This window comes from Mucilaginibacter sp. (genome assembly GCF_028288225.1).
GTDB lineage: Bacteria > Bacteroidota > Bacteroidia > Sphingobacteriales > Sphingobacteriaceae > Mucilaginibacter.
Genome location: NZ_JAQBOC010000087.1, coordinates 1 through 16,892 on the forward strand (window position 1 = coordinate 1; position 16,892 = coordinate 16,892).

Annotated in this window: 15 protein-coding genes; 4 read left to right on the plus strand and 11 right to left on the minus strand. The window is 41.9% G+C overall.

Annotated elements, in window-relative coordinates:
• From JWQ54_RS25590 to JWQ54_RS25635, 10 genes are all read right to left on the minus strand, one after another.
• On the minus strand, positions 1-284 hold a 284-nt coding region (locus JWQ54_RS25590), incomplete at its 3' end, for a hypothetical protein (protein ID WP_299590671.1).
• A gap of 78 nt (positions 285-362) precedes the next feature.
• Positions 363-1,160, minus strand: coding sequence for an alpha/beta hydrolase (locus JWQ54_RS25595; RefSeq protein WP_299590672.1), 798 nt, complete (start codon positions 1,158-1,160; stop codon positions 363-365).
• 68 nt (positions 1,161-1,228) lie between these two features.
• Positions 1,229-1,630 (minus strand): DUF1634 domain-containing protein, encoded by a 402-nt coding sequence (locus tag JWQ54_RS25600; protein WP_299590673.1) that lies wholly within the window; start codon positions 1,628-1,630, stop codon positions 1,229-1,231.
• Between the two features lie 22 nt (positions 1,631-1,652).
• Positions 1,653-2,486, minus strand: a complete 834-nt coding sequence (locus JWQ54_RS25605; RefSeq protein ID WP_299590675.1) for a sulfite exporter TauE/SafE family protein — start codon at positions 2,484-2,486, stop codon at positions 1,653-1,655.
• A 4-nt stretch (positions 2,487-2,490) separates the two neighbouring features.
• Positions 2,491-3,141, minus strand: a complete 651-nt coding sequence (locus JWQ54_RS25610) for a FadR/GntR family transcriptional regulator (protein ID WP_299590676.1) — start codon at positions 3,139-3,141, stop codon at positions 2,491-2,493.
• Positions 3,142-3,230: 89 nt separating this feature from the next.
• Positions 3,231-3,785 (minus strand): ester cyclase, encoded by a 555-nt coding sequence (locus tag JWQ54_RS25615; RefSeq protein ID WP_299590677.1) that lies wholly within the window; start codon positions 3,783-3,785, stop codon positions 3,231-3,233.
• Positions 3,786-3,823: 38 nt separating this feature from the next.
• A complete protein-coding gene (locus tag JWQ54_RS25620; protein WP_299590678.1) occupies positions 3,824-4,618 on the minus strand; it encodes an SDR family NAD(P)-dependent oxidoreductase in 795 nt (264 codons plus the stop codon).
• A gap of 20 nt (positions 4,619-4,638) precedes the next feature.
• A complete protein-coding gene (locus JWQ54_RS25625; protein ID WP_299590679.1) occupies positions 4,639-5,598 on the minus strand; it encodes a polysaccharide deacetylase family protein in 960 nt (319 codons plus the stop codon).
• Between the two features lie 154 nt (positions 5,599-5,752).
• Positions 5,753-6,019, minus strand: coding sequence for a hypothetical protein (locus tag JWQ54_RS25630; RefSeq protein ID WP_299590681.1), 267 nt, complete (start codon positions 6,017-6,019; stop codon positions 5,753-5,755).
• A 308-nt stretch (positions 6,020-6,327) separates the two neighbouring features.
• Positions 6,328-10,023, minus strand: coding sequence for a sigma-54-dependent Fis family transcriptional regulator (locus JWQ54_RS25635; protein WP_299590682.1), 3,696 nt, complete (start codon positions 10,021-10,023; stop codon positions 6,328-6,330).
• A 360-nt stretch (positions 10,024-10,383) separates the two neighbouring features.
• Between JWQ54_RS25635 and JWQ54_RS25640 the strand changes: the two genes are divergently transcribed.
• The 4 genes from JWQ54_RS25640 (at position 10,384) to JWQ54_RS25655 (ending at position 15,951) form a co-directional block, all read left to right on the plus strand.
• Positions 10,384-12,711 carry a histidine kinase dimerization/phosphoacceptor domain -containing protein gene (locus JWQ54_RS25640; protein ID WP_299590684.1) on the plus strand — a complete coding sequence of 776 codons (2,328 nt, stop codon included), beginning with the start codon at positions 10,384-10,386 and terminating at the stop codon, positions 12,709-12,711.
• Positions 12,708-14,096, plus strand: coding sequence for a sigma-54 dependent transcriptional regulator (locus tag JWQ54_RS25645; RefSeq protein WP_299590686.1), 1,389 nt, complete (start codon positions 12,708-12,710; stop codon positions 14,094-14,096). The genes JWQ54_RS25640 and JWQ54_RS25645 overlap by 4 nt, the downstream gene beginning before the upstream one ends.
• A 248-nt stretch (positions 14,097-14,344) precedes the next feature.
• On the plus strand, positions 14,345-14,737 hold the full coding sequence (locus JWQ54_RS25650) for a DUF302 domain-containing protein (protein WP_299590687.1): 393 nt from the start codon (positions 14,345-14,347) through the stop codon (positions 14,735-14,737).
• Positions 14,738-14,892: 155 nt separating this feature from the next.
• Entirely contained in the window at positions 14,893-15,951 is a 1,059-nt protein-coding gene (locus tag JWQ54_RS25655; RefSeq protein ID WP_299590688.1) for an SDR family oxidoreductase, read from the plus strand.
• Positions 15,952-16,117: 166 nt separating this feature from the next.
• On the opposite strand, the gene JWQ54_RS25660 is transcribed toward JWQ54_RS25655, so the two are convergent.
• The gene (locus JWQ54_RS25660) at positions 16,118-16,882 is read right to left on the minus strand and encodes an SDR family NAD(P)-dependent oxidoreductase (protein WP_299590690.1); all 765 of its coding nucleotides are present in this window, start codon (positions 16,880-16,882) and stop codon (positions 16,118-16,120) included.
• Between the last annotated feature and the right edge of the window lie 10 nt (positions 16,883-16,892).

The following is a 16,892-nucleotide window of genomic DNA, read 5'->3' on the forward strand; positions in this document are numbered from 1 at the left end:
TGATATTTTTGAATCTTTTCAAAGCCGCCCATCAATTCCTGTCTTTCATATTCAGCCAGTGCCCAGTTTTTGTGCTGACCGGCAAACCACAATTTAAGATGATGAGGTTGAACAATAGTATTCATAATCGCCCCGGTGCCTGGTATATAAGAGGAATTCAACTTATTTTGCAGGCTATCTATCCGGGTCTTTAGATCTACCTTTTCACTGCCGGACTGTTCACACCCTACCATTATTGAAAATGGCAGAGCGAGTGATAAGAAAATTAATGATAATCGTTTCATATATTTAACTATTAGCGTGACTGATTAAAAATTGTACTTTATCTGGTATTAACCCCTTGTTATTACCCAAGACTATTTTTAGTTTTTCTTCCCGCATTGCGTGGCGGCCTCTATGACCAATTGTGCAACTTCTATTGGGTGGGATTCATAAACAGAATGACTGGCACCATCAATTTCAACCTTGTGGCTGTTTGCTCGTTTCGCATACATGCGTTCCAAGTCCGGATTAATAATGCGGTCAGATTTGGCGACCATATACCAGCTTGGTTTTGATCTCCAGGCCGGATTTTGGATTACCGCGTGAAATACTTCGTCTGCTGTCAACATTTGTGCCTGAGCGGTAAATTCTGCTACACTCTTGGGCAGGTCAGCAGCAAAATCGGCATAGAACCGCGCAGGATCGATATAATCGAAACCATCCGCGGTTTTCTGAAGTGATTTATACGCTGGTGGATAAAGTTTTCCGTTGGCTGCTTCATTCTCTCCCTGACCAGGTGCATGCGCGGCAATGTAGACAAGGCCGGCAACATGGGCATCGTTACCGGCTTCTGTAATGATCGCGCCTCCATAGCTATGCCCTACTAAAATGCAGGGCCCGTCCTGCAGCGCCAAAATTCGCTTAACTGCGTCTACATCATTAATAAATGTGGTCAATGGTTGCTGCACGATGCTTACATGATAGCCTTTTTTGACTAAAATATCATAGACAGGTTTCCAGCCGGAACCATCTACGAAAGCTCCATGTACCAGGACTATATTTTTAATACCGGATGGTTGTTGTTGTTGTTGTGCCTCGGCTACAGCAAAGTTTAATATCAAGGCAAAAAATAAGCTGATTTTTGATAGCCTGGTGATGATGTTGGTTGACTTTTTCATATTCATAAAATTTATGTTATTAAAATTCAGGGTGCCTGTGCCTTGGCAACAGGTGTATAAACATTTAATTAGATTTTCAGGCCCCCAAAAATACTGGCCATCATGATAGCCAGAACGGTGAGCGTTATCCAGGTATATAATTTATCTTTTTCAATAATGAAGCCTACAAGGGAAAAGGCAATCCGCAAAATAGGCGTAATGATAAGCACCACTACACCCAGCTCAATAATGCCTTTTGCATTGACCTTACATACACCTTTAAAAATTTCGCCCAGGCTTGTGAACCCGGCTTTGGCTCCGGTAAACGAATGGTAATGGGGAACAGCCTGAGCCCCGGACTGTTTAAGATATATCAATCCGCCAATAAGCACGATCAGGCTGGCTATGATCACCCCAAATCTTAGTTGTAATCCGATGAGCCGCTCGATATCCTGATCTGCCGGAGTTTTTTTTGAAACTATATTTTTCATTACAAAATGGTAAAATGATTGATTAAAATTGATGATGGTATCCATTATAGATCATTTCCAGAGCGACAAATGAAATGGCCAGGCAAAAAATATACTTCAACACCTTCGGATCAAGTCGGGTAAGTAATTTGGAGCCGGTGAAAGCGCCTGCAAGAACCCCTAACACTACAGGAAAGGCGATGCCAGCATCCATATAACCCCTTTGCAGGTAAATTACGGCACTGGCCGCCGCTGTAACACCAATCATGAAGTTACTCGTCGTGGTGCTTACCTTAAAGGGAATACGCATAGTGGAATCCATGGCCAGCACCTTTAATGCTCCCGAGCCGATTCCCAGTAAGCCGGAAAGAACACCCGCAAGCGTCATAATGGAAAACCCTGCTCCAACGTTTTTTAGCTGGTAAGCCACCTCTCCATCTTTGGCTGGATAGGTACTGTTTAGTTTCAATTTTAACGAAACGTTACTTCCGGTGGTCAGCGCCTCCTGGTTTTTTTTCCGGATGGTCATAAAAGCGGAGAATAACAGGATCGCACCAAATAAAATGGCAATTGTATTGGTCGGGGTGTAAACAGCGATCACAGCCCCTGCGACAGCACCTATTGTTGTGGCGATTTCAAGGAACATGCCCAGGCGAATATTGGCGATGCCTTCTTTGACATAAGCGCTTGCGGCGCCGGAAGAATTGGCAATAGCCGCCAATAGTGCAGCACCGATCGCATATCGTATATCAACATGAAAAACAAGGGTTAACAGCGGGATAACAACAACGCCGCCGCCCAAACCTGTGAGCGAACCTACCAGACCAGCGAGATAGGCGCCGGCAAGTAATATCAGGGTGAATGTTAGAATAGTCATCGTTTTAATAATTATTGTCCAGAATATATTTGATAATGTCCAGCGCTTGCTTTTTTCTTTTGCCTTTGATCGCTTTGTACAAGTCCTCATGCAGGTGATGGCTCATCGCAAAATGACCGATACCCTGCAATTCACGCTGTGAAAAAAATGAACGTATAGTATGGGTGAAATGCTGATAGAGGTTCAATAAAACCTTATTTGAGGAGGCTTTGGCAATCGCTGTATGGAAGGCGATGTCTGCATTTGTGCACTGCTGGCGGTCTTCGTCGGCAATAGCCTGTTTGCGAAGTGCAAGCTGGTGTTCCATTTCTTGCAGCTGCTCTATAGTATGGTGTTCAACTGCCAGCTTGACAATTTCTTCTTCAAGCAGTTTCCTTACAATGTTAATTTCATCAAAATCAGCGTTTCTCAAACGCTCATCTATCGTTTGGGATGAGTTTTCTTCATTTACAAAGGTGCCATTTCCTTGTTGTACACTTACAATACCGGCCATTGTCAGGCTTTTAATCGCTTCCCTAATTGTAGAACGCCCAACCGCATAAGTTCCCATTAACTCCCGTTCTGTAGGTATTTTTTCACCTGCTTTGTATTTTTCCTTCAGAATGTCCTGCCGGATACGAACGCTGATTTGATCGGATAGTCTTTCGCTTTTCATGTCGCTTTATTTACAACTCAAAGGTATGACCTTTAAATAAAGATCATACCTTTGAAATGGAATATTGCATTCTCATTACCTGGTAATGACTAAAGCTTGACAACATCTATTTGTTGTAAAAAGGAAAGATTGTCTTCCAGGTGCCAATCTTCATAGATCCGGCCGCCTTTTATATGCAAAATATCTATTGCAAAAAAGGAAATTGGTTTACCTGTAGGTTTTTGTCCTTTGAACGAACCGGTATAATGGCCCGTGAAAACCAGGCGGGCAACGATCTTATCTTTACTGATCAGCAGGTCTTCAATGCTACATTTCAAATCAGGAATAATGGTTCTGAAGTTTTTTGAGGCGAATAAAACACCGGTAACACCTTGTGATCGGCCTTTGGGCAATGTATTGTCTTTAAAATTATCAGCTAAAGCGGCCCTGGCAAATTGGGGATCACCGGTATTCCAGAAGGCATAAAATAAGCGGGCGGTGTGTATAAGCTGTTTTGAATAGCTATCGCTCAGTTTTTCGCCCAGAGTAATTGATTTCGGAACAGGCAGTTCATGGCTTCCCATGTCTTGTGCGCGGGCGGTTTGGACTACAGTAAATAGTATGATACCCGGTATCACGCTTTTGAGCTTATTTTTAATATTCATTTCAGTAGTATTTGCTTGTAATTTAATCTGATCATTTATTAGAAAGCGCTCTTAATTACCCCTCCATCAGCTCTTACTGCTGCTCCGTTGGTAGCAATCGAAAGATCGCTTGATAAATATGCCACTAGGCTGGCTATCTCATCCGGGTCTATAAAGCGTTGCAAAATGGATGTGGGCCGCATGGTCTGAAAAAAATCCTTCTCGATTTCTCCAATCGTTTTGCCATTTTCGGCTGCCAGATCCTTTATAAAAGTACCCGCACCTTCGGAAAACGTCGGGCCGGGTAACACGGTATTTACGGTTACATTTGTGCCTTTTGTGAGTTCTGCCAGGCCACGGGCAACAGCGATCTGAGCGGTTTTAGTCACCCCGTAATGGATCATTTCTTTGGGTGTTTGCACCCCGGATTCACTGGAAATAAAGATGATCCGCCCCCAGTTTTTGTGGATCATTTGATTAAAATATGCTCTTGACAGCCTGATACCGCTCAATACATTTACTTCATAAAATTTCATCCAGTCTTCATCGGTAATATTCTCAAATGCTTTCGGTTCGAAAATTCCAACATTGTTGATCAGTATATCAACTTCGGGCAACTGATCTGTTAATTGCCGGATTTGGTTTTTATCAGAAAAATCGGCGACAATGCCTTTTATATCCTGATTTCCAGTTTCTTTTATTAAAGTCGCAACAGCAAGGTTAACGCGGTCAGTTGTGCGGCCGTTTACAAATACTTTAGCGCCTTCATTTGCCAGGGCTTTTGCTATGGCAAAACCAATTCCGGCAGTTGATCCGGTTACCAGGGCTATTTTATTTTTTATTTTGAGTTCCATTTCTATAATGATTAGTTTTTTTATCTGTAATCTTTATCAACTATAGCCGTTTTATCATTCATTGTCATGCGGGCGATTTCGTCTTTCCGCATAAACTTTACCCCCGGCTTTTGACTAGCGTAGGCCAAAAATTCATCCAGCACTTTCACCTGTGCAGGTATTCCACTGATACGGTCATGGGTGCTGACTGACATCAGGCGTTTGCGGGTTGCCCCTTCTTCATATAGCTGATCAAATTCGAGCTTTAACTGTTCGCCGAACTGCGTTGATGAAAAATACCGGCCTTCGATCAATTGAATATCGTTACATCGTAAGGTATAGGGTACGACAGCGAAATTTTTACCGTTTACAGGTATCACAAAAGGTTCGTCACGACTCAGATCATCAATGTGATAGATAAACCCCAGTTCCTGTAAAATGGAGATCGTGTTCTTGCTTCTGCGCAACCAATTACAGTTATAACCAATCGTGGTCTGGCCGGTTATTTCTCTGATCATATCTACGCTGTCTATTATAAACTTTTTTTCGGTTTCATAGCTCATGGTGTACTGTGGCGTCCAGTTTAAACCGTGCCCGGATATTTCATGGCCGCGTGCCGCAATTTCTTTGGCTAAGCCGGGATTATGCCTGGCAGCTTCCCCGATTACATGGCTGGTCACCTTAATACCGTATTTATCCCATAGGTTCAGTAGCCTGGGAACACCTTCTTTATAGCCGTATTGAAACCAGGTCTTGGCCGGCAGATCGGTGTACCCTTTTTCAAGCTTTGGCGGGAATGGGCTATCAAAACCCGTTTCCGGTTCTCCGCCTGCTTCAAACTGCATAGAAACGGAGATCACCAGGCGGGTACCCTGTTCCCAGGTTGATTGATTTCCTGACAGGGTATCAGATTTGTCCTGCGAAAATATCCGCTCAGGGATAAGCAGGGAACCTGCCCCCAATAATGCGGCGCTCTTAATAAAATCTTTTCTTGATTGCATCTGAAGAATGAATTAAATAATGAAAATTTATGCAGGAATCGCGCGGTGGCCATTTCCAGCTGTCATTGACTAGTACAAAATTAGGATATACCGGGTCCCCCAACATTGAAAAAAAAATGGAATAACTTTTAAATATCATAGCAACCCGGATTAGTTAAACCTTTCCATATCGTACCTGAATCCTGGTGATTTTGAAAATATTTTTTGATTGATGTTTGGCTTTGAGTCCTGCAGGAATATCGTTTGATGCCTTCTTTTTAAAATTAGGTTCCTTTGGGGCCGAGTCTTCCTTTAACACAGGAATGATCGCCCGGTCTTTTTCACGCTTCACCAAGCGGCTGGATAGATCAAACGATGAACAGATAATGCCGAAAAAGCAAATAACCATGATGACGTGGGTAACCAGATAAACGATGTACATTTTAAACAGGATTAATATGAATTACTATACAATAATTAAAATCGACTTATACAAAATTCTTTGGCTATGCTAATGGAATTACTTGCACAGCAGGGTAATTGCCAAACAAATGCCAAATTATTAATGATTTGAGTATGAGCTATTTAGTTTATTTGTCATTAAAGATGAGATATCCATATATCGCCGATAGGCCGGGTGATGGCGATATAAGAAGGCATTTTGCGCAACAAATGTGATCTAATAGCACAACCTGGAATAGCAAATAAGTGCCACCAGCTTTATAAGAAGTTCTATGCGGATACCCGTATTTAAGAATGATTATTGACGTGCTTCCTTTGAATGCCCAGGCGTTTGATCTTGGAGTTGAGCGTACTGGAGGGAACACCCAGGATCTCTGCAGCGCCCCCCTCACCGGAGATGCGGCCACTGCAATATTTCAATATTTCTAAAATATGATCCCTTTCGTTATCGTCAACTGTTTTCAAATTTAACACGCCCACGGATGGATTTGCGGCAGCAGCTTGTTTAGGGGGCGGGAGATGTATCTGCTTTATCATATCGCCCGATGTCAGCAATATGCTCCTTTCTATCAGGTGTTCCAATTCCCGGATATTGCCGGGCCAGTCATATTGAACAAGTTCCTGCATGGCCCGGCTGCTTAAGGTCTCAATTTTCCTGCCGGTTTTTTTTGCATAGTGCAGGATAAAATGGGAAGCTAATACAGGAATGTCCGCTCTGCGTTCACGGAGCGGGGGCAAATCAATGGGAAAGATATTCAGACGATAGTAAAGATCGCTCCTGAACCGCCCTTCGGCCATTTCTTTGCCCAAGTCGCGGTTTGTGGCCGCGATGATCCGTACATCTACTTTAATGGTACTTTTGCCGCCTACCCGTTCTATTTCCTTTTCCTGTAATGCCCTCAGCATTTTTACCTGTAATTCGGGCGGCATTTCGCCTATTTCATCCAGGAACAGTGTTCCGTTATTGGCCAGCTCAAATTTGCCCAGTCTGCGTTCGGTAGCGCCGGTAAAGCTGCCCCGTTCATGGCCAAACAGTTCACTTTCAATCAGGTTAGCCGGCAATGCGGCGCAATTAACCTTAACCATCAACTTATTTTTCCTTGGCGAGTTATTATGTATAGCACGGGCAATCAGTTCCTTTCCGGTTCCGGTTTCGCCAAGTATCAGCACCGTACTGTCGGATGGCGCGACCTGCGCTACTAGCCGGAAGATTTTTTGCATGCAAGGGCTGTCCCCAACAATTTCCGAATTGTTGTGGGAAGTTTCAATTTCTTCTTTCAGGTAGATCTTTTCTTCTTCCAGTTGCTGCTTGTAATGGTTAATCTCGCTTAACTGCTTTTCAATCCGGTCATTTGCTATCGCATTCGCCAGGGCTATAGCCATCTGTGCCGTTATGCCTTTCAACAGGTGATCGTTAGTATGACCCGGCTGTATCCAGAGGATGCCGATATCTTCGCTGGCAACCCGCAGCCGAAGACCCAAAATTCTCTCTGCGCCTGCGGACTTCCAAAACGATGCGCTTGGAAAAGAGAGCTTGCCTTGCTGCAGAACATCAGCGATATCGAATATCACCGGTTCTTCTGATTGCAGCACCACACCGGTCATTGATCCCGCAATAGGCATCCTGGTTCCGGTTATGATTTGAAACCCGTTATCGGCAGGTGTATCTGCTTCTAATTCATGCAGGAAGTAGCTGTAAGTTTCATGGTCATCGTTTTTAATCGTAATAATATATTCCTTGATCAGGAAGAGATTTTTCAGGTATCTTTTGATCACCAATCCGAGCCCTTTTTTGTCTCTTACGGTAGCAATATCATTGCTGAAAGACAGGAATAAAGCTTTTTCCTGCTCTCTCCTGGAAACATCCTCATTGGCGATGATGTTAGAAACGGCGACAGATATTTGGTTTGCCAAACCGCCTACAAGACTTAGCATGCTTTCACCCAGGCTGATCTTTTGGTCAAAAAAGATGATCCAAAAACCAAAGACTCGGATACTTCTGGAAAATCTCACTACGATCATTTGCCGGAGCCCGGTCTCAAAATTAATTTTCAGGTAAAGGGGCAGTACTATTTCCTTATTCAACTGTTCCAGATCGAAAACAACTGGCGCGGCTGTTTCGGCTGCTTTGTCAAAAATGCCGTCGTTAATAGGATACTTAGACTCTTTGGCCTTCAGGTAGGTAGGATGGTCTTTGGTTTTTGCTTCAGGGTCCAACAAAAATGCACTTACGGTAGTCTGATCGTCATTGACAGTAGCGATAACGGTATGAGAGAATCCAAGAATGTTTTTAAGTCGTTGTGTGATCACGCCGAGCAATTCATTCGTATTTCTTACCGCTGCAATATCAATACTCAGGGATAATAGTAGCTCCCTTTCTTTTTCCCTCCTATCAATTTCTTCATTCGCCAGTATATTGGAAATTGCAGTGGACAACTGGTAAGACACCCCCTTGATCAGATTCAGCTGATGCTCGCTGTATGCAGATTTATGCCTGGTGTTTACAAAGAACAAGCCAATGATCCCTTCATCACCCTGAAGCGCGATTCCAGCTTTTTCTTTAATGCCGCGTTCAAATTCTGCCTTGATATTTCCGGGCACATCCGGCTGATGATATAATTGCTCTATATCAAAAATAACAATCTCCTCTGTTCGCCTGATTTTATCAAAACAGGTCTCTAAATAAGCAGGTTGACCTGAAGACTTTTTCCATTCCCGATCTGAATCGTTTAACTGGTCATGGGTAAACAGGAGGGTATCGTGACATTCCCTGCCATGACAAATGACCACGGTGATATCGGTGAAATCCAGGAGCCGACAGAAATCTTTGGCAATCACTTCAGATAAATCGCTTTTGCTGCGTATCGTGGTAATGTCAAAACTCAGCTGCAGCAATAAGCTACGTTCAGCTTCTTTAGCCTCCATGGCCTCATTGATCCTGATATTATCGACAGCGATAGACAGCTGGTTGGAAATGTTTTTAACCAGTTGCAGTTGCTGCCGGTCCATCTGTTGATTTCCGGCAAGGCAGATCCCCCATATGCCAATCGTTTTGCTGCCTACCTGTAAACCGATCATAATGATTTTTTTTACGCCGCTGTCATGTAAAATTTGCATATACTCCGGCAAGCTGGTTCGGGCCGCCAGCTGGTCCAAATCAAATATAACCGGATCTTTTGATAAGAGTGCCTTGTTAAAAATGCCATCACTGATCGGGTATTTATGCGTGAGGGCCTTTTGAAATTTCGGATGATTCTTCGCATTTGATTCCGTGTCTTGCAAAAATGAGGTCATCGTAAGTTCATCATCGTTAATCGTCGCAACCCAATGGTGCCCGAAATCAAAAAAGTGATTTAATTTATGATGAATGACGTTGAGCAGGTCCGTTTTTTCCCTTATCAGGGCAAAGTCAATATTAAGGGATTGCAAAATTTCAGTTTCCTTCTGTAGTTCAACTATTGCATCATTAGCCTTGATCTTTACGACAACCAAAGCCAACTGGTTAGCTAATAATTGTATAAATTCTAATTGATCTTTTTCAAATAAAATATGAGTTTCATATAATAATACCCAATGCCCGATCACCTCGCTTCCCTGGTAAAGCTTTAATATCAGGCCTTCTTTTTTTTCAATATCTTCCTCATCATTTAAATAATGAGATACATTCCAGGTTTCCAGCATCTCATCAAAATTGAATATCACCGGAATTGATGAACCTGAAGGTTGACTATTTATACCATTATTGACAGTAAGTTTTCTTGTATTAGCATGTTGACAAAAAGGATTTTCCTCCGGCAATGACCCCTGGTCATATAAAAAATCTTTAATTAGTCCCCTGTTGTCATTAAAAAGGCATATGGTAGAATAACTAAACTTTAATAAGTCTTTAAGCTGAACATTGATGACCTTTAACAACATCTCCCAATTTTTAATGGAAGCAAGCTCAAGGCTGTAAGATAAAAGAAACTTCTTATTGCTTTCCATCAGCTGATTTTTGTGGACATTAAAACATTAATAAAAAAAATCTACTTTTCCTTAGTCACAAGATTAGATGACCGAAGACATTTAAAAATAGTGGTTTCAATCGCTATGCCATATATTAATCGACTTATTGTCAAGTGATTAAAATAATTAATTAGCGTTTGCGATTGGGATATTTCCAAATTTTGGGAAATGTCACAGACAGGTCATTAAAAAGCAAGTCAAAGCGGGGTTAATTAAATGGATAAAGGCTGTTTTATCTGTTCCCGGGAAATATTTAATGCGGATAAAAATTATCAATTTTATATAAAATTACGCCAATTGCAAAAAAGAGAAATGGCTTAGTTCAAAAACTTAGAGATTATGAACAGGTTTATAACTTCTATCATATTTCTTTTTCTGGCCATATCTGTCGAGGGGCAGGATATCTCGCGGCATGAAGCAGACTCATTACTCCGGTCATTGAGCAAGGCAAATGCAGACACAACCCTGATCAATTCATTATTAAAATTGTCCATTTTTGAAATTCATAAACCCGGCGAATTAAAAACCGATCTGGATAGTGCGGCTGCATTTTTTAACCAGGCTAAACAAATCAACCAGCAATTAAAATCAGTTGAGGCTTACGGCTATATTACTTTAGTGGAATCATATATTCATAGAGAAAAAGGCCAGGGAACGCAGGCGAAGACATTGGTTGAAAGGGCTATACAGATTCTCAGTAATACGACAGATAAGTTTCGATTGGGCCAGGCTTATAGGGAACTATCTGACTATTATGATTATCAGGATCCGGCTCAATTGCCCCGAAAGATACAGCTGGTAGAACAGGCCGTCAATAGCTTTAAAGAGTCCGGCCACATCGAGCAAGTGGCTAATAGTCTCAGAACGCTTGGCGAACTTTATAGCAATGCCGCCGATACCGGAAACCCCGGCAATTACTATAGTACTTTGGCTTTAGCTTTAGAAAAGCTTAAGCTTTCCTTAGCACTTTATAAGTCTATTCATTATACGAAGGTTCAAGGGATATACGTATCACTGGGACAGGTTTATTTCAGCCAGACAGATTATCAGCAATCGCTGAATTACGAGCTGATGGCATTAAAAACCGCTGAGAGTGTTCGCGACATAACCATGCAGCTATGTCAAATCAACAATCACATCGGTATAACCATGTTCCACCTGGGTGATTATGAAAAAGCAGTAGGTTACTTTAAAGATGCGATCCAAACAGCGAAAAGATATAAGGACAATGAAACTATTTATACGTTGGCGACCAATATTGCTGATTCATATGTAAAGATCAACAAGCCGTCGAGCGCAAAAGTATTCCTGGAAAATATTTCAAAAAACTTTGCTGTGCCAAAAGATAATATCCAGCTTTCCTGCAGAATTGCGGGCAGCTATTTAACTGTTTATATGCTGTTAAAACAATACCAGCCGGCAAAAGCTTATTCCGATAAGTTGCTGAGTATGCTCAATAACAATAAAATAGGACAACTGGATGTTAGCGTTATTTATACATTACTGATAAAATACTATACTTTCACAAAACAATACTCATCGGCCCGTATATATTTGATAAAAAATGATTCGTTAGCCATCAAATCAGGAGATCCCTTAAGAATAGGAAATAATAATTATTGGTGGTTTGTGCTGGATACTTCCAGGCATCATTACCAATCCGCAATTGCTCGCTTGTTAAAATATCAGAAAATAAAAGACTCCGTGTATACGGTAACTAAAAGCCGTCAGACACAACAATTGCAGGTTCAGTTTGAAACGCAGAAAAAGGAAAGCCAGATCAGTTTATTAAATCAAACTACCAAGCTGGATCACGCCAGTCTTCAGCGGGCTAACCTGGTTAAGAACATTACTATAGCCGGTACCATATTGGCATTGATCATTGCCGGACTATTTTACAGGCAATACAGGCAAAAGCAAAAAGCAAACCTGGCAATCACCCAGAAAAATGAAGTGATCACCCAAAAAAACGAGGTGATCACTCAAAAGAATGAAATGCTGCAGCATTTATTGACAGAGAAAGAATGGCTGTTAAAAGAAGTACATCACCGTGTAAAAAATAATTTACATACCGTAATTTGCCTGTTGGAATCGCAGGCGATCTACCTGGAAAATGATGCTTTAAAAGCAATTGAGAACAGCCAGCACCGGATTTATGCTATGTCATTGATCCATCAAAAATTATATCAGTCGGAAGATTTAAAAACGATAGATATGAAAGTATATCTGCATGAATTTATCAGGTATCTAGGTGATAGTTTTGGCTCAATCGATCTTATTCATTTTCAATTGGATGTTGAACCATTGAAGCTCGGGGTATCACAAGCTATACCATTGGGGCTGATCATTAATGAGGCAGTTACCAATTCTATCAAGTACGCATTCCCGGAAAATAAGATGGGTATAATCTCCGTCCGGCTGCATCAATCGGAAGCGCAAATTAAACTGGTGGTTTCCGATAACGGCGTCGGAATACATACCAGGATCGGGAAAAATGAAGTTAACTCATTGGGGATTGATTTGATGAAAGGGCTAAGCAAGGATATAAAGGGCAAGATTTTCTTTGATATCAAAAATGGAACCAAAATTACGGTTATATTTAATGCTGATCCGGTAAGTAATGAGCACCTGCTGGCCTCTTTTGCAGAAAGGAATAAGTACTCGTGAAAATTAAAATACTAATTGTTGAGGATGTTTATATTGAGGCAAATAACCTCCGATTAATACTTACAAAGGCAGGCTATTTTATATGCTCAATTGCCCGGTCAGTCCCGGAAGCATTAAAAATCATTAAAAAACAAAATCCGGATCTTGTATTGTTAGATATCCATTTAGAAGGAAATTTAACCGGAATTGATCTTGCCAAAACATTAAGTGATAAAAATATTGCTTTCGTTTTTCTCTCAGCAAACTCAAACAGGCAAATACTTGATGCAGCCAAAGCGACTAAGCCCTATGGTTTCCTTGTAAAGCCATTCCGCGAAAAAGACGTATTGGTGATGCTGGATGTTGCCTGGTATCTTCATCAGGAAAGGCAGGAATCGGTTAAAAATAAACAAAATGACACGGCACCATATCCATCTCCCGGTAATGAGTTTCAGGGCATAATCGGACAGAGTAAAAGCTTCTTTGAGGTATTAGATAATGTAAGGATAGTAGCACCTTCAGATACATCTGTTTTGATACTGGGCGAAAGTGGTACCGGAAAGGAACTTATTGCCAAAGCTATCCACAGGGCCTCTTCCCGCAAAGCAAAACCAATGATCGTAGTCAATTGTGCGGCACTTCCGGCTAGCCTGATTGAATCCGAATTGTTTGGGCATGAAAAAGGATCTTTTACCGGTGCAACAGATAAAAGGATCGGAAAATTTGAGCAGGCTGACGGCGGGACAATTTTTTTGGATGAAATAGGCGAATTACCATCGGACCTGCAGGTAAAGTTCCTCAGGGTATTACAGGAAAAAGAAATCGATCCGATCGGCGGAAAAAAAAGAAAAATTAATGTCCGCGTAATTGCTGCTACCAACCGCAATTTAGAAGAGGAGATGGCTGCCGGCCGCTTCCGTATGGACCTTTATTACCGTTTGAATATTTTTCCAATTTCATTACCACCCTTGCGTGCCCGTAAGGAAGACATCTTACCGTTAGCTAACCACTTTCTAAATTTTTACGCGCATAAGCAAAATAAATCAATAACCGGGCTGGCAGACCACGTGATTAAAAGTATGTTAGACTATTCCTGGCCGGGAAACATACGGGAATTAGAGAATTTGATGGAAAGGAGTGCATTGCTTGCAAATGGGCCTGTGATAAATTTCTTACAACTACCAACAATTCAAAAGAAAGAAAGACCCGATGATGAAGGACTAATAAAAACAATGGATGAAAATGAACGCGACCATATTTTAACAGTACTTGAAAAGTGTGATTGGAAAGTATTTGGCGAACGGGGGGCTGCAGAAATATTAAAAATGAATGCCTGGACGCTAAATTCCAGGATGAAAAAACTCGGGATAGAGAAAAAGAGCAACTCGAAAAACACCCCTCATTAAGTGTGTTTAGTCTATCGCATTATTCCACAGGTAAAATTGCGGCATCTCATTATTCTATCGCAAAATGGCGGAATAAAGCAAGTTACTAAACCGATAGATTTATATTAATTGTCTGATTTTCATCTGATTATCCGTTTGGCACAGTATTTAACTGATTGTGCCGGGAATGAGATCAGAACCTGAACCATGCCCGGCTCTTTTTTGTCTCTGTAATTCCCTTTTTTTTTATGAATAGTCATCCAGACCATATGAATCCCAAAGGTATTATCATCAGACCCAGTAAATATACGGTAAAAGAAACCATGAACCGGCTGGTCGTTTTTTTACAACAACGTGGTGCAATCGTTTATGCGAGAATTAACCAGCAGGCGGAGGTCAATCAAATCGGACTGGATCTGCCTCCTCTGGAATTTTTGATGTTCGGCAGCCCTAAATCCGGGGGGCCGGTCATGATCGAAAACCCGGTTGCTGCGCTCGACTTTCCCTTAAAAATCATTGCATGGGAAGACAAAGAGCGAAAAAGCTGGATAGCCTATAATGACGCGGCTTATTTCAAGGAAAGATATGCGTTATCTGATGACCTGGCAATGTCATTGGAGTTGGATGACCTGATCTCTGAAGCGTTAGAAATCAAGATTTGAGGTCCGACTGGTATTCCACCGCAATGTAAATTCATGCTGGATTTTCCGTGAACGTGCCTACTGTGCGCCTGTAAAATTTACAAGTTATTCTTCAGTTTCTGCAAGATGCGAAAGGTGCCCTTATCATATTCTTGCATTTTAATAAAATAAATAAAATGGAAAAGAAAACAGCATTGATCACTGGTGGTAATGGAATCATCGGTCGTAATATGGTCCGTTACCTGGAAGCAACCGGTAACTGGAAAATCCTTGTTACCTCTCAATCGCCCCTCGGTTATGAGGGTAATTTTGAGTATCTGCAAATGGATCTCACTCAAGCGGCGGCAGTGGAAACGAACCAGGACAAACTAGGCCAGGTAACCCATATTTTTTTTGGAGCTTACGTGGAAAAACAAACCCTTGCCGAGCAAACAACCGTAAATACCCAATTGTTGCAAAACCTTGTTTCAGAAATGGAAAAGATATCACCTGTTTTGAAGCATGTTACGTTAATACAGGGTGGAAAAGCTTATGGTGCCCATTTAGGTAAATATAAGACACCGGCTAAAGAAACGGATCACCGTCATTTTCCGCCTAACTTTTATTACAGCCAGGAAGATTTTTTAAGGCAGCGATCCGCTGGGAAAAGCTGGGGCTGGACTGCACTGCGACCTGATATTGTCATCGGGCTGGCCATTGGCAACCCCATGAACCTGGCCACCATTATTGCAGTATATGCCACACTCTGTAAGGAATTGGGTATCCCGATGCGGTTTCCGGGGCCTGATATGGCATACGAGGTCCTGGTCAATGTGACAGATGCCCAATTGCTTTCCAAGGGTATGGAATATGTGGCGACACATGACGCAGCAAAAGGCGAGGTATTCAATTTTACCAATGGAGATATTTTCCGGTGGAAGGAATTGTGGGAGAAATTCGGAAGGTATTTCGGCGTTGAGGTGGACGTTCCTATGACTTTTTCACTCACGGCCTATATGGCCGACAAAAAACAACTGTGGGACGAAATCAACCAGAAATATAAACTGCAGGGTATTTCATTAGACCGCCTTGTACAATGGCCCTTCGGTGAATTTATATTTAACAATATCTATGATGCCATTTTGGATGTGAATAAGCTTCGCCGGATCGGATTTCATGAAATGCACCTGGATAGCTACGGGTCATTTGAGCGTGCATTTAATGAGCTAAAATCACACAAAATTATTCCGGCTTAGCAAATTAAGTTTGAAGAGACTCCTGCGTGATTTTAGCGACTGCTGTAAGGAAAGAATAATTAGACACGATTATTAAGCCAGGAACGGGAACACACCGGAAGTCAGATTCCTTAATAAGGCACCACAATTATTAATGAAAGTAAGTACCTTCCGGTTGCCCCTGACCTTAGCCTAAAAGCTGCTTGCGGCTGATTTTATCAATCAACTTTAACCCGGCAGTTGGTAAAAAACGCCTGATCAGGGTCAGTAGGATCGCGTTGGCGCTTGGTGCATATTCCAGTTTTCCGGCTTTTATATTTTTGATCACATCTAGCGCAAAGACAGCCGGGCTGGCCAGTTTTGTGGTGTTTTTCAAGTCTTCGGTGGTCATCCTGGTTTCTACTGCCGGCGGAATAATTTCAATAACCTTGAAATTGCTTCCTTTTAACTGAATGCGCAAAGACTTGGTAAATACGCTCAGGCCTGCTTTTGACGAAGAATACAAAGGTAATATAGGGACCGGCATAATCGCCGCCTCAGTTGTTATGTTGATGATTTGGTTGAGTTTGCTTTGATCTGCCTGGCGGATAAAATTTTGACTGACAGCGATCGGGCCGGCAAGATTGGTATTGAGCTTGGTAAAAATATCGGCCGAGGAAATGGACTGATTAGGAATGTCCCAGGTTTCAATGACACCGGCATTATTAAAAACGACGTCCAGCATGATACCTTGTTCTTTAAGTTTTGCAAAGAGCAGATCGATCGATGCCGGATCGGATATATCGCAGGTAAAGATGTTCAATGCTGGGACCGCTTTTCGCGCCTCTTCCAGTTTGTCAAGACTTCGGCCTGCAATAATAACGGTGTTTTTTATGGACAAAGCTGTGGCCAATGCCAGGCCTATACCCGTAGCGCCGCCGGTGATCAGAATAGTTTTATTTGTTAATTTCATGTGAGTACGA

Excerpts from the sequence above, each read along its gene's own strand:
- JWQ54_RS25595 (WP_299590672.1), bottom strand. The coding sequence starts at position 1,160 with ATGAAAAAGTCAACCAACATCATCACCAGGCTATCAAAAATCAGCTTA.
- JWQ54_RS25600 (WP_299590673.1), bottom strand. The coding sequence starts at position 1,630 with ATGAAAAATATAGTTTCAAAAAAAACTCCGGCAGATCAGGATATCGAG.
- JWQ54_RS25605 (WP_299590675.1), bottom strand. The coding sequence starts at position 2,486 with ATGACTATTCTAACATTCACCCTGATATTACTTGCCGGCGCCTATCTC.
- JWQ54_RS25610 (WP_299590676.1), bottom strand. The coding sequence starts at position 3,141 with ATGAAAAGCGAAAGACTATCCGATCAAATCAGCGTTCGTATCCGGCAG.
- JWQ54_RS25615 (WP_299590677.1), bottom strand. The coding sequence starts at position 3,785 with ATGAATATTAAAAATAAGCTCAAAAGCGTGATACCGGGTATCATACTA.
- JWQ54_RS25620 (WP_299590678.1), bottom strand. The coding sequence starts at position 4,618 with ATGGAACTCAAAATAAAAAATAAAATAGCCCTGGTAACCGGATCAACT.
- JWQ54_RS25625 (WP_299590679.1), bottom strand. The coding sequence starts at position 5,598 with ATGCAATCAAGAAAAGATTTTATTAAGAGCGCCGCATTATTGGGGGCA.
- JWQ54_RS25630 (WP_299590681.1), bottom strand. The coding sequence starts at position 6,019 with ATGTACATCGTTTATCTGGTTACCCACGTCATCATGGTTATTTGCTTT.
- JWQ54_RS25635 (WP_299590682.1), bottom strand. The coding sequence starts at position 10,023 with ATGGAAAGCAATAAGAAGTTTCTTTTATCTTACAGCCTTGAGCTTGCT.
- JWQ54_RS25640 (WP_299590684.1), top strand. The coding sequence starts at position 10,384 with ATGAACAGGTTTATAACTTCTATCATATTTCTTTTTCTGGCCATATCT.
- JWQ54_RS25650 (WP_299590687.1), top strand. The coding sequence starts at position 14,345 with ATGAATCCCAAAGGTATTATCATCAGACCCAGTAAATATACGGTAAAA.
- JWQ54_RS25655 (WP_299590688.1), top strand. The coding sequence starts at position 14,893 with ATGGAAAAGAAAACAGCATTGATCACTGGTGGTAATGGAATCATCGGT.
- JWQ54_RS25660 (WP_299590690.1), bottom strand. The coding sequence starts at position 16,882 with ATGAAATTAACAAATAAAACTATTCTGATCACCGGCGGCGCTACGGGT.